The following is a 14,908-nucleotide window of genomic DNA, read 5'->3' as shown; positions in this document are numbered from 1 at the left end:
TTGTATGTTTAATTGTTAAATTAACATATCATCTGATATACTAATCACACATAAATATAAGAAAGGGGGAATTTTAGTGAATTCATTACTTTTGGCAGTTTTAGCTTTCATAGGTTATTGGTTGGCATATAATACGTATGGTAAATGGATTGCAAAAAAGATTTTTGGATTAAACGATAAAAATCAGGTTCCATCAAAAGAATTTGAAGATGGTGTTGATTATGTCCCAACAAAAAAACATATTTTGTTAGGACATCATTTTACAACAATTGCAGGTACAGGTCCTATAGTTGGTCCGGCAATAGGTGTAATTTGGGGTTGGGTACCAGCATTTATATGGGTATTCTTTGGTTCAATATTTATGGGAGCAGTTCATGATTTTACATCATTAATTGTATCCGCTAGAAATCAAGGAAAAACTATTGGTGAATTAACAGGTAATTTAATTAATGAAAGGACAGCGAAAATATTTTTAATTTTGATACAATTCTTATTATGGATAGTTTTGGCTGTTTTTGGTTTAATAGTAGCATTGCTGTTTAATATGTATCCACAATCAGTATTTCCAGTATGGATGGAAATACCTATAGCTATGTGGTTAAGTTATATGGTATATAATAAAGGTAAAAATGATACAGTTTATTCAATAATTGCAGTTATTTTGATGTATGTTACCATTGCAATTGGGGTTATATTCCCAATTAGTGGTATATCAGTTGTTACATGGATTTATATTTTAATGGCATATGTATTCCTTGCTTCAACATTACCTGTTCATAAATTATTACAACCAAGAGATTATATAAATTCACATGAATTATTAATAGCAATGGCTTTATTAGTATTGGGTATAATAATAGGACATCCAAAAATTGTTGCGCCAGCATTTCAAACAGTGCCAGATGCCCCACCATTATTTCCAATACTTTTCATAACAATAGCTTGTGGAGCTATATCTGGATTCCATAGTTTGGCAGCATCAGGAACTACAGTTAAGCAAATGGAAAAAGAAACAGATGCATTACCTATTGGTTATGGAGGAATGATACTAGAAGGTGTTCTCGCAACAGTAGTTATTATTGCTGTAACAGCAGGTTTGGGTATGAACGGTGGAGGAATTGAAGCATTTACATCACATTATGCATCATGGGCAGCAGCAAGTGGATTAGGAGCAAAATTGTCTGCAGTTATAAATGGATCAGCAAATTTAATGAATTCATATGGTATTCCTTTAGATTTAGCGAAAACAATTATGGCAGTATTTATTGTATCATTTGCTGGTACAACAATGGATTCATCAGCAAGAATTCAAAGATTTGCATTACAAGAATTATTCACAAATAAAGATAAGGAAGTAATAGTTAAGCCATTAAAAAATAGATATGTTTCCACAGCGATAGTTATTTTAGCGGCATTAGCCCTCGCATTATCAGCAGATGGCGGTAAAGGTGCTTTAATATTATGGCCAGTATTTGGAGCATTAAATCAATTATTGGCAAGTTTAGCATTATTAGTAGGTACAGTGTATTTGGCAAAGAAGAAAAAACCTATTTGGATTACTGGATTACCTATGTTATTTATGATGGTAATAACATTATACGCAACATTAATGAACTTGAATAAGTTTATTAATTCAAATAACGGATTATTAATATTCATTACAGTTGCAACACTTGTAATTGCATTATGGATTATAATAGAAGGCTTTATAGCAATAGCCAAAGCAGGAAAAGAAGAAGAACCTGTTGAAGAAGAAATATAATAATATAAATAATATAATCCCTCTACGATTTTGTAGGGGGATTATCTTATTATAAGATAGGTTATTATAAGAGTAATGTAGAAAAATAATATGAAAATATTATTATGAACAAAAGTTTAATATATAATGTCTGAAAATATAGGAGGAATATATATGAAAAAGATAAATATAATGATTCTAATTTTGTTTTTGTTTTTATTTCAGGGATGTATATTTCAGAATCAACCTCCTATAATAAAAAGTATGAAACCAGGAGATGGGGAAAAAATTAATCCTGGAGAAACTACTTTTGAATGGGATGTAAGAGATCCCGAAGAAGATATATTAAAGTATAATTTTTATTTATACTCTAATGGAATATTAAAGAAAAAGATTGAAAATCTTGTTTTAAATTATTTAAAAGTGGATTTGGAGGAGAATACTAAATATCATTGGACATTGGAAGCTATTGATATTAAAGGAAATAGAGTACAAAAAGAAGTTTCTTTTGAAACTATTTTTGTAAATTCAAAGCCAATAAAATCATTTTTGCAATATCCAGCAGATAATGAAAATGATGTTTATCCATATAATGTAACTTTCAAATGGAATAAAAGTGTGGATTTTGATGGGGATACGGTTTTTTATGATTTATATATTTCAGAATCAAGTCAATTAACTACACCAATTGCAACAAATTTACTGAATACTGAATATACAATAGATAAATTAAAATTAGGAGCTTTATATTATTGGAAAGTTGTTTCTCATGATACTTTTGGGGCATCTAATACATCAGAGACATGGAAATTTAAAACAGCAGATAATACATCACCTACCATAGATTTTCCTCAAAAAGATTTTATAGTTAAAGAAAATGAGGAATTTGAATTGGATTTAAGTAATTTTATATCTGATATGGAGGATAATTATTTTGAATATAGTATAGTAACAAATAATGGAGCTAGTATTCAGGGAAATAAATATATATTCAAACCTGGATATAATTTTGTAAAGCATCCTAATTTAACTAGAAAAATTCAAGAACAAATAATTGTTTCAGATACTAAGGATAATTCTAGTGGACTTTTAAACATCATTGTTGAAGATGTTAATCAAAATCCAGAAAAACCAGAAATTTTATATCCTTTAAATAACTCAATAGTGCCAAAAGATATTCAAATTAAATGGAATTGTATTGATTTGGATAATGATAATTTAAAATATGATATTTATTTGGGAAATTATTCAGGTAATTACACTAAAATAGCTACAGATATATCTTCAAAAGAATACAATCTTAATTTGAATTATAATACTAATTATTATTTAAAAATAGTAGCAAAAGATATATATGGAGGAATAAAATCAAGTGATGAAATATATTTTATGACTAAAAAAGAAGAAAAAAATCTTCAATGGGAAAAAGATATTTCTAATATCAAAGATATCTTTATATATAATAATAGATTAATAGTAGTTAGTGAAAATAAAATATATAAGCTAAACACAAATGGTACAGAATGTTGTTCATTAGATTTATCAGGTGTAAGATCAAATAGCGTTATTTTCGATAATTTAATTTATATTCCTCTTAATGGTGGGATAATACAAATAGTGAATTTAAATAATTTTGAAATTATTAACACAATAAATGTACCCGATGAGATTATCGGGATTACATTAAATAAAGATTATCAAAATAGAAAATATTTATATGTAATTACAGATAATGGAAATATATTTGTATATACCTTAGAAAATTATTCACTATATTGGAGTAAAAATTATAATTTATTACCAAATGCCCCAATTTTAGTAATAAAAAATGGCTATTTGGTAATATCAGGTAATAATGGTAATGAAGGGAAAATAATAATTGTAAAACCTAAAGGTGAAATATTTAAAGAAATAAATCTATCTCAAAACATCACTTCGTTGGTCTCAAACGATGAAAATTATAATATTTACTTTTCTGTAGGAAATAAGATATATTCTTATTCAATGGCAGGAATTAAAAATTGGGAATTAAGCTTATCAGAAAATCCAGAAAATGAGATAATATATGATGGTGAAAATTTTTATGCATCTAGTAAAGATAAAATATTTAAAATAGATAAAGAAGGCAACTTAATAGATACATACATTGAAAATAATATATATTCAAAAAGCTTACTGATAACTGAAAATAAGAATTTAATTATAGCCTATAATAATGGAATAATACAAAACGAAAATAAACTAAATTTGGAAAATTTTGGAGAAATAATTACATATGCATTATTAAATGATGGTATATTATATTTTGCTTCAGAAAATAAATTATATGCCATTTCAATTGAAGATAAAAATATATTAAGCGGTTTTTGGTCAAAGTTTGGTAAGAATATTTTCAATAATAGAGAATCTTATATAAGAAATAATACGGCGCCAAAAAAACCAGAATTAATATATCCACAAAATCAGAGCGTTGAAATACCTGTAAAACTAGAATTAGAATGGCAATGTGAAGATATGGAAGATGATGAATTAAGTTATGATATTTATTTAGGTAAAGGAGAAAATTTAGAATTTATTACAACAACTCATGCAACATCATATGTGATTGAATTGGAAAACAATAAAAAATATTATTGGAAAATAATATCTAATGATGGAGAATTATCCTCAGAAAGTGATATTTATTCATTTAATACAATACCTTCTCCTGCATCTCAAAAATTTAAGGTAAAGGTAGAGGGAGCAACAATTTTTTCACCGGTTATTTCAGATGAAAATATTATTTATTTTTCTACCAGTTCTGGAAAAGTATATTCATATGATTCAAGTGGAAATAAAATTTGGGAATATAATACAAATGGATTTATTAATTCAAGTGTGGTATTAAACCCTTTAAATCAAATTATTATTGGAAATGAAAATGGTGAGTTATATATTATTAATTCTGATGGAACATTAACAAATAAAGTAATTTTAAATGGAGCAATAAAAAAACCTGTAGCATTAGGAAATAATAGTGAAATATTTGTTGTAACTGATATAGGAATGTTATATAAATTAGGAGCATTTGGGAATAAAATCTGGAATATTAAATTAAATGGTTATCCTACTACAAATATAGTAATAGACTATGAAAATAACCTCTATTTTGGGTTAAATAATTATTTATATAGTTATGATGAAAATGGGAATCTTAGGTTTAAAATATCTTTTTCAACAGAAATAACCACCTATTTATCTATGGATAACAATGAAAATGTTTATTTTGCAGTTAATGATAAAATATATGCAATAAATAAATATGGAATTATAGAATTTGAAAAAAATATAAGTCAAAAAATTATTGGAAGTATATTAATTGATAATAATAATGCAATTGTTTTTGAAAGTAATAACGGTAACATATTCAAATATTATTATATTAGTGATACTTTTGAGAAAATAAATATAGATGAGCAATTGTATTCATTAATATTGATGGAGAATACAAAATATATTACTACAAAAAATAAGTTTATTGTATATAATGGTGAATTAAAATGGTTCGATGAATATAAGAAAATAAAGTACTCACCAAATATAGATGTGAATGGTGTAATAATATTTGGTAATACAGAAGGATATTTATATGGTGTATATGGTGAATCAAATTATTTGAGAAATTCACCATGGCCAATATATTTAGGAGACAAAAAACACACAGGTAACATTAATAAAAACATTAATATACCTGAAAATAGACCTCCTTTGAAACCATATAATCCTTATCCACAAGATGGGAGCGAAATATCATTAACAAGCATAACATTAACTTGGGAATCATCAGATCCTGATGGGGATAATGTATATTATAATCTTTATTTTGATTCCAATAATAACCCGAATTTATTAGCCTCAAACTTAAATCAAAATTCATATCAAATAAATAATCTTACGGCAGGTACATATTATTGGTATATTGAAGCAATTGATGAAAAAGGAAATATTTCAAAAAGTAGCATATGGTCTTTTGTTATTAAAGAAGGTGTTCAAAATAATCCACCACTAAAACCGAATTTATTAGAACCGTTAAATAATGCTAATAATATTTCAAATAATGTAGTTTTAAAGTGGCAATGTTCAGACCCTGATGGAGATACATTAAAATATGATGTTTATATTAATACTGAGCCAATCCTATCAACTCCTATAGAAACTGATTATACTAATACAACATATTCAATGGTTTTAGATACTAATACAACATATTATTGGAAAGTAGTAGCTAAAGATGGAAAAGGTGGAGAAACATCAAGCGATATATACTCATTTACAACATCTGAAGAAATAAATAATCCACCAAATAAACCTATATTGCTAGAGCCATTAAATAATACAACTAATGTAGAACCTAATGTTACTTTAAGCTGGAGTGCGACGGATCCTGATGGAGACACATTAACATATGATTTGTATTTTGGAAAATCAAGCAATTTTACAGTTCCATATAAAAAAGATTTAAAAACAACAACTATGTATTTAACAGATTTAGAATTAGGTGCAACATATTATTGGAAAGTGGTAGCAAAAGATGGAAAAGGTGGAGAAAATTCTAGCGATATATATAAATTTACCGTAAAAGATTCTATCGGCCCATTAACGCCTAAATTATATTTTAAAGACACAACTATTCCATCTGGAGGACAGGGAGAATTAATAATACATGGCCAAAAATTGGAAAATGTATTGGCTTTTGATATTGAAATAAAATATGATAATACAAAATTAAGTGTCTCAGAAAGCGATATTCAATTTATTGGTGAATTAACAGGAAGAAATTTAATTGTTAATATTAATAATGGAAAATTAAAAATCACAACATTATCTTTTTCTCCATTTAACGTTAATAATAGTGATATTATAAAAATAACATTTACGGCAATAGGATCATCTGGAAATACAGAATTACGATTTACTGATAATACTAAAATAGTAGATTCAAATGGAAAAGAATTAGAAGTAGATACTTCCGATGTTGGGATAATTTCAATTCAGTAACAGAGGTGTTTTCAAAGCACCTCTATTTTTTATAGTAAAATATTGAACTAAAAAATAATAGATTCGTCTAAATGTATAGTGATTTATCATTAATATAAAATTAAAATTAAACTAAAGTTTTTTTTTGTAAAGACGATACTAAAATTGGAATTTAATACACGGAGGTGAAAATATGCGTAACAAAAAAGGGATTTTATTTTTAGGGATTTTGCTAATTATAGCATTTATTTTTGTGGGATGTTTTAAAGCAGCACCTGTAGAATTATTAAATACTAAACACATTAGCGTGGATTTATCTAATAACTATGACATTTATTCAAAAGTAAACGCATCTGCAGTAGAATTGGATATTAATGCAAACATACCAAAAGATGCATTTATTTACGACAAGAGTGATTCGTTATTGTTGGTTAAGAATGAAGGTAACAAAACAATTATCATGTTTTCGAGAGCACAAAGAGACATAGTAAAAGGTGAAAAATTGTTTTCAATTAAAAGGAATTATTTAAATGTAGAAAAAAATCAAATTATAACTAAAGCAGCTTTACTTGATGAAAAAAGTAATAGAGTAATAACAAAAGCAACAGCACCATATGAAGATGGTTTAAGTGTATCAGATGCTACAAATGTTTTGACTAATGACTCAACATGGTCCATAATACATGCAGAAAATATTTCTGGAGTAGAGGCATTTAGTATAGAATTTTATTATGATGAAAATTTCATGGAAATAGAAAATAAAGGTGTAGATGGTGATGGTGTAGATGTTTTAATAAGTAATATAAACAAAGCTACGGTAGAAAAAACAGGAGGGAAACTTTTAATAGAATTTTCTACAGTGAATGGTCAAGAGTTAACAATGGCTTCAAGTGATCTGGTGAAAATATATTGGAGAGCAAAAAATGTTGATCCGAAACAAACTATAACTTTATCAGTTGATGCTACTCTTTTGAATAATGCCTTACAAAAAGTTAGTGTAGATAAACATACTGGAGAGGTTACAATATATAATCCAAAACTTTTAGGGGATTTCGATGATGTAAGTAGAGGATTATCAAAGGATAAAGTCGTTAATATTAATGATTTTATTGCATTTTTAGATCATTATGGCTCAAAAATTGGGGATGTTAGTTACGATTCGGATTTTGATATTTATCCATCAGAAATTACACCTGTAGGAGATTGGAAAAATAACAATATTTATAGTATAGCTTTTCCAGATGGAAAAATAGATTTATATGATTTTATTATTTTTTCAAGAAATTATAATAAAACAAAACCAGAACTTAATACACCTCCAGGTTCATTTGATTTAACTGCACCTGCTAATGGTGCATCATTTGCAGCAGGAGCTAATGTTAGTTTTACCTGGAGTATTCCTGTAGATCCTGATGGTGATGCTATAACATACGATTTATATCTCGATACAAACTCAAATCCGACAACGTTATATGCAAAAGATCTTACAACAAGTAGTTATAATGATACGTTTACTCAAACAGGGGTAACATATTATTGGAAAGTAATAGCAAAAGATCCAAAAGGAGGTACCAGAGAATCTGATTCAATTAGAAGCTTTACTATCAATCCAGTAGATAGAATTTATGCAGCAGGTGGATATGAAGGGATATTTATTTTCGATGCAGGTTATACGAACAAGATGACTCAATTACAATCTCAAGATACAGATGGTTATGCTTATGATATAGTAAAAATTGATACATCCACACCGGAAAAATATCTTTTAGTTGCAGATGGTAGTGAAGGTATTATCTCATATCATTTAAATGCAGGGGTACCTGAAACGGATAATACTGATATAGATGGTGGTAAAATATCCCTTGGCGGAATAACAAGAAAAATAGTAAAAAAAGAAGATAGCGGAGAATACTATATTTTAGCAGCTGTTGAAGATTCCGGTATAAAAATATTAAAAGCAACATTTGAAGTTGATGGAGCAAGGGATACTGATTTTCAATTATTAGGAAGTTATAATGTAACTGATAAAACATATGATGTAACATATGATGGAACAATTGCTTATGTTGCAGCGGGTACAGAAGGATTGTTATTATTAGATATTTCAGATTATTCAAATCCTTTATTAATAACAAGCATAAATACTGATAATAATTCCAATTCTGTTGATATAAATAGTGTTGTTTTTGAAGCATCGGGGTCTAGTAAATACATTTATGCTACCGCAAAAGATAAGGGAGTAATAAAATATGATGTTACAGATGAGAATAATCCAATAGCATTATATAGTTTCGATACTCCTGGATATGCAGAAGATGCAGTTTATTCAACAATTGAAGATGCGCTATTTGTTGCAGATGGAACTATGGGCATAATTAAATTAAAAAAATCTGATCTTACATACGTTGGAGTAAAAGGTACATCTGGATATGCAAAAGCGTTAGATATAGATGGTTCTACACTTTATGTTTTTGATAGCTTTAATGGTTTGGTAAAAATAGGTACTGATTTAAATATAATAGATGACGTAATATCAGCACCTTATGATTCAGATGCAGTTAACGCAAATAGTTTAGTAGGAATGAATGCAAGAAGAAGTATTGTAATTACAACAGATTATAATGACAATGGAATATCTGGAGAAGCTAATGAAGTAGCTATAATTGTTGCAGATAAATCAGGTGGAGTTAGAATATTAAAAAATGATGGAAGTATAGTAGCAGTTATTAAAACAAGAGGATCAGCAGAAGATATATGGTTTGATGGTTCTAGATATTTATATGTAGCAGATGGTGCAGCAGGAGTTTCTGTAATAGATCTAGATAGTGATGGAGATGGAAATATTTTAGATGATGGTAGTGGTGGAACAGGTGATACGCCTGCCTTAAGTAATAATTACGTTGATACAGATGGATATGCATATTCATTATTACCTTCTGAAACATCTGGAACTTACTTATATGTAGCAGATAGTACAGCTGGTATAGCGGTTATTGATATATCTACTGTGGGAGCTCCATCTTATGTTAAAAACGTTAGTGTTGACGGAAAAGTAGTTGTAGACTTAGCAATAGATACAACAAATAACATAATATTTGCAGCTCTTGGAGATGATGGAATTGGATCATTAACATATGCAGCGGAAGACGCTTTAACATTTGTTGAAAGATATGATACAGATGGTTATGCATTTTCAATTGAATTATCAAATACATCTGATTTTGTTGTTGTAGCAGACGGAAGTGCTGGAATTGTATTAAAAGAATATAATACTGCAAATGGAAAATTTAGTGAAGATGGACCAACAGATGCTAATACAACTTCTGATAAATATGCTGTAAGATTTGAGGATGCTATGATAACAGATGTTGAATACACAGCTTCTAATGGAGGATTTGATTATTACTTAATAGCAGCTGGTAATAAAGGTATTATATCATTCCAAGTAGATCCTGCAAACTTAACATCATTAGATAATTCAGATGGAAGATATCCAGATGGGGATACTGATAATAATAAAATAATTGACATGTATGATACACAGGGGTCTGCAGTAGATGTTACCCCATATCATGATGCAACGGCTTGGGCTGACAAAGCAATATTATCAGATTCTTTAAATGGAATACTAATTTTCGATTATGATTATAATACTACACCAGATTTTGAGTTTGGTCCAAACCCATTCAGTAATACACCATCTAAAGATTTAAATTGGTATAATTTAATTGGTGGAATAGCAGCAAATCAATAACTTTATTAACCCCCGGGATTTCCCGGGGTTTTTTTATTCTATTTACATTAATAGAATTTCATGTTATAATATCATAGAAAAGTGAATAAAAATTCCTTTAAAATGTAAGGGAAAACGGTGAAAATCCGTTGCGGTCGCGCCACCGTGAGTGGGGACGAAACCAACACTTATGCCACTGGAAACATTTCTCTGGGAAGGCGTTGGTAGTAGGAAGAACCACAAGCCGGGAGACCTATTTTAAAGGAATTTGTTCCATCTTCTCGCGGAAAGAAGATGGAAAATAGATTTTTTATAGGAGGGATTATATGAAAAAGGTATTGGTGGGAGTTTTATTAATTTTAGCATTGTCAGTATTTGCATTTCAACCAATAACATTGGTAGATGATTTGGGCAGAGTAGTGGTTTTTGACAAGGAAGTTGAAAGAATTGTTGTTGCAGCTCCTGCAATTTCAGATTTTGTAGTAAAGCTTGGATCTAAAGATAAAGTTGTTGGTGTTACAGATTTTGATTCATATATAACAGATGTTGAAAAAATAGGAAATATGGTGCCTTTAAATGTTGAAAAAATAATAGCTTTAAATCCTGATGTTGTATTGTTAACAGGAGGATTTCAAGAAGGTGAAGTATCAAAATTAGAAAAATATGGTATAAAAGCATTTGTTTTAAATGCAACTACATTAAATGAAGTTTTTAGGGATTTATCTCTTGTAGGAGTAATTTTGGGAAAAGAAAAAACAGCTCAAGATTATTCACAAAAATTAAGAGCAAGAATGTTGAACATAGCAAAAAACACATTTGCATGGAGAAATAAACCAAAAGTAATATATTTATCAGCATATGGTAGTGTGTCTCAAATGTGGACATGTGGAACAGGTTCGTATTTAAATGAATTAATTACATATGCTGGAGGTATAAATGTTACTGCACCATATACAGGTAATAATGGGTGGTTTGCTGTTGGTCCTGAATTTGTTGTAAAAGAAAATCCTGATATAATTTTAGTGCCAGGATATTATCCTGGAGATAAAGGTGCATACAATTTGATAGTAAATGCAGAGCAATTTAAAGATGTTAATGCAGTAAAAAATAATAAAGTGTTTGTTATTGATGGTAATAAAGCTTCTTTACCAAACACAGGATTAATAGATTTATTGGGAGAGCTAAATAAACTCTTCAGTGAAAACAAGTGAAATTAAAAACGGGGAAATCTTCCCCGTTTTTTCACCTTTTTTTAGGTAGTTTAATAATAATTTTTTCTATTATTTTATTCGTATCTTTAGGCACAGTGAATATACCATTTAAAGATGTAGTTTTTGCATTTTTCGATAAATCACAAAATGTATTGTATAATAGAATAATTTTCAATTTGCGTTTACCTAGAATTCTTGGTACATTGCTTATAGGGTCTATATTAGCAATAGCGGGAAATGATTTTCAAATGATTATAAAAAATCCACTTGCCGATCCGTTCATTATAGGTATTTCATCGGGAGCGAGTTTTGGTGCTGTTATATATACAGCATTAAAAAGTGTATATGGAATTAATTTACCTTTTGGAATAGAAAGTTTTGCATTTTTTTCGGCATTATTAGCAACGTTTATTACATTTTCTTTAGCTAAAGAAGGTAAAAAAATACCTGTAGTATCATTAATCTTAAGTGGAGTTATCGTTGGTTTTGTGTTTAATTCTATTTCAACGTTATTTACCGTTTTATTTTGGCAAAATCTTTTACATATTAATTTTTGGCTTATGGGAAGTACTGGTAATATAGTTTGGTCAGATTTAATTATATTAAGTGTTTTCCTCTCTTTACAAATTTTAGTAAATTTTATTTTTAAAAAACATATTGAAGTAGTTGCTATGGGAGATGATATATCTGTTTTTTCTGGAATTAATCCTGAAAAGATAAAATTATTGGTTTTGACAATTAATATTTTTGCCGTCTCTGTTGTAGTTTCTAAAGCTGGAATTATAGGATTTGTAGGACTGATAATACCTCATCTTGTAAGAAAATTAACAGGTCCTAATATATATTTTTCGACAATTGGTTCTTTAATATATGGTGGAGTTTTTCTTGGATATGCCGATTTGTTTTCTAGATATTTATTTAGACCTACTGAATTACCTATAGGGGTAACAACATCTATAGTAGGTGCACCTATTTTTATTTTGATAATGAAAAGAGGAAGAAAAATATGAAAGTTTTAGAAATAAAAAACTTACATTTTTCATATGATGGATATTTTAATTTATATATAAAGCATATGTATATAAACAAAGGAGAATTTGTATCGATAATAGGGCCAAATGGTTCAGGTAAAACAACAGTTTTAAAATTAATAACGGGTTTAGAAAAGAAAAATGAAGGAGAAGTTTTTATTTCTCAAAAAAATATTGAACAGTATTCGAAAAAAGAATTATTTAAAAAAATATCTGTAGTTCCTCAGGAATTTTTTACTTCTTTTAATTTTACAGTGGAAAGCATAATATCCTCTGGAAGAATACCTTATGAAACATTATTTTCAAAAGATGAAAAAATTATAGAAGAAGTAATGAAACAAACGAATACATTTAAATTTAAAGATAGGATATATAATTATCTTAGTGGAGGGGAAAAGCAAAGAGTTATGCTTACAAGAGCTTTAGTACAGGATACTGATATATTGTTGTTGGATGAATTTGTATCCCAAATAGATCCTGGTTATACACAGCAATTGATTAGAATGGTGAAGGATGAATCAATTAAAAAAAATAAAAGTGTTTTATCTGTATTTCATGATGTGAATTTAGCTTCATTATATTCTGATAGAATATATATTTTTAAAGATGGCAAGATAAGATATTCTGGAAAACCAGAAGAAATAATAACAGAGAAAATAATGAAAGAGGTTTTTAATATAGAATGTATAATAGTCAAACACCCTATTAAAGATAAACCGCAAGTTATTTTTGAATATTAAAAAAATATGATATAATTTTATTGTAGTTATTACAAACTTCATTATCTTCCTTTTATTTCTGCAAGTGAACTTCAATAGATATAATTTTTAATATTAAGGCTCGAATTGAGTCAATCTTTTATTTTTAAAAATTGAAAGGAGGAGGATGAATTGAAGGTAAAGTATATTATTGATATTGATAAGGTTGAACAATTATCAAAAGAAGAAAGAGAAGAATTAAAAAAGGTTACAAAAAAGTTTAAATTCAGGGCAAATGACTATTATTTGAGTTTAATTAATTGGGATGATCCTAATGATCCTATTAAACGTTTAATAATTCCACAAATGGAAGAATTGGAAGAATGGGAAGAATGGGGTAGATTGGATGCATCGAATGAAAAATCATACACTATAAGCAAAGGATTGCAACACAAATACAGAGATACAGCTTTACTGCTTGTAAATGATGTATGTGGAGGATTTTGTAGATTTTGTTTTAGAAAAAGATTATTTATAAATGTTGGAGCTGAGGTTGTAAGAGATGTAAGTGATGATTTGGAATATATTAAACAACATAAAGAGATTACCAATGTTCTTTTAACAGGAGGAGATCCATTATTATTATCCACTAAAAAGTTGGAAAACATTGTAAAACAAATTAGAGAAATAGAACATGTTCAAATTATTAGGATTGGTTCAAAAATGTTAGCATTTAATCCGTATAGAGTAATTGATGATCCTGATTTAATAGAAATGATAAAAAAGTATTCTACAAATGAAAAAAAGATATATATAATGACTCAATTTAATCATCCAAATGAAATTACAGATGTTTCAATAAAAGCGATAAATATGTTATTAAAAGCAGGAGCAATATTAGCTAATCAAACTCCATTGATAAAGGGGATTAATTCAGATTGGCGAGTTTTAATGGAATTGTTTAAAAAATTATCATTTATTGGCATTCCACCCTATTATGTATTCCAAGGAAGACCAGTAGCTGGTAATAAACCTTTTGCTTTGCCTATAGAAGAAGGGTACCAAATATTTTTAAAAGCTATTATGAATGTATCTGGTCTGGCAAAAAGAGCAAGATTTGCAATGTCCCATGAAACAGGAAAAATTGAAGTAGCTGGGTTGACTAAAGAACATATTATTTTTAGATATCAAAGAGCACATGATCCTAACAATGCAGGGAAATTTATGGTTTATAAAAGAAATCCAGAAGCATATTGGCTTGATGATTATAAAGAATTAGTAGAAGAGTATGTTGTTGATAATCCACTTTTATAAAGCGCCGAATGGCGCTTTTGTTTTTATGTTAAAAGTGGTATACTAAAATTAGCAATAAATTAAAACAATATCCGACTTCATATGCAATTTTTTCAGATATTTTTGAACTTTTGATTATTATGCTTTTTGAGCATAATATAGAATAATATGGCGTCTAAAAAGTC

General features: G+C 28.2%; 7 protein-coding genes and 1 riboswitch. All 7 genes read left to right on the top strand.

Annotated elements, in window-relative coordinates; genetic code table 11:
• The first annotated feature begins 76 nt into the window (after positions 1-76).
• The 7 genes from ACYQ44_RS03650 (at position 77) to ACYQ44_RS03620 (ending at position 14,744) form a co-directional block, all read left to right on the top strand.
• A complete protein-coding gene (locus ACYQ44_RS03650; protein ID WP_459995299.1) occupies positions 77-1,762 on the top strand; it encodes a carbon starvation CstA family protein in 1,686 nt (561 codons plus the stop codon).
• A gap of 153 nt (positions 1,763-1,915) precedes the next feature.
• Entirely contained in the window at positions 1,916-6,778 is a 4,863-nt protein-coding gene (locus ACYQ44_RS03645; RefSeq protein ID WP_459995297.1) for a fibronectin type III domain-containing protein, read from the top strand.
• 172 nt (positions 6,779-6,950) lie between these two features.
• Positions 6,951-10,511, top strand: coding sequence for an LVIVD repeat-containing protein (locus ACYQ44_RS03640; protein ID WP_459995296.1), 3,561 nt, complete (start codon positions 6,951-6,953; stop codon positions 10,509-10,511).
• An 83-nt stretch (positions 10,512-10,594) separates the two neighbouring features.
• A riboswitch (cobalamin riboswitch) is annotated at positions 10,595-10,765 on the top strand.
• Between the two features lie 51 nt (positions 10,766-10,816).
• Positions 10,817-11,701 (top strand): ABC transporter substrate-binding protein, encoded by an 885-nt coding sequence (locus tag ACYQ44_RS03635; protein ID WP_459995294.1) that lies wholly within the window; start codon positions 10,817-10,819, stop codon positions 11,699-11,701.
• Entirely contained in the window at positions 11,698-12,711 is a 1,014-nt protein-coding gene (locus tag ACYQ44_RS03630; protein WP_459995293.1) for a FecCD family ABC transporter permease, read from the top strand. The genes ACYQ44_RS03635 and ACYQ44_RS03630 overlap by 4 nt, the downstream gene beginning before the upstream one ends.
• On the top strand, positions 12,708-13,472 hold the full coding sequence (locus ACYQ44_RS03625) for an ABC transporter ATP-binding protein (protein ID WP_459995291.1): 765 nt from the start codon (positions 12,708-12,710) through the stop codon (positions 13,470-13,472). Before ACYQ44_RS03630 ends, ACYQ44_RS03625 begins: the two co-directional genes overlap by 4 nt.
• A 150-nt stretch (positions 13,473-13,622) precedes the next feature.
• The gene (locus tag ACYQ44_RS03620) at positions 13,623-14,744 is read left to right on the top strand and encodes a KamA family radical SAM protein (RefSeq protein WP_459995290.1); all 1,122 of its coding nucleotides are present in this window, start codon (positions 13,623-13,625) and stop codon (positions 14,742-14,744) included.
• Positions 14,745-14,908 lie beyond the last annotated feature (164 nt).

The organism is Marinitoga arctica, from assembly GCF_054657315.1.
The sequence above is the reverse complement of the archived record's forward strand: the minus strand, read 5'-3'. Positions and strand labels throughout refer to the sequence as shown.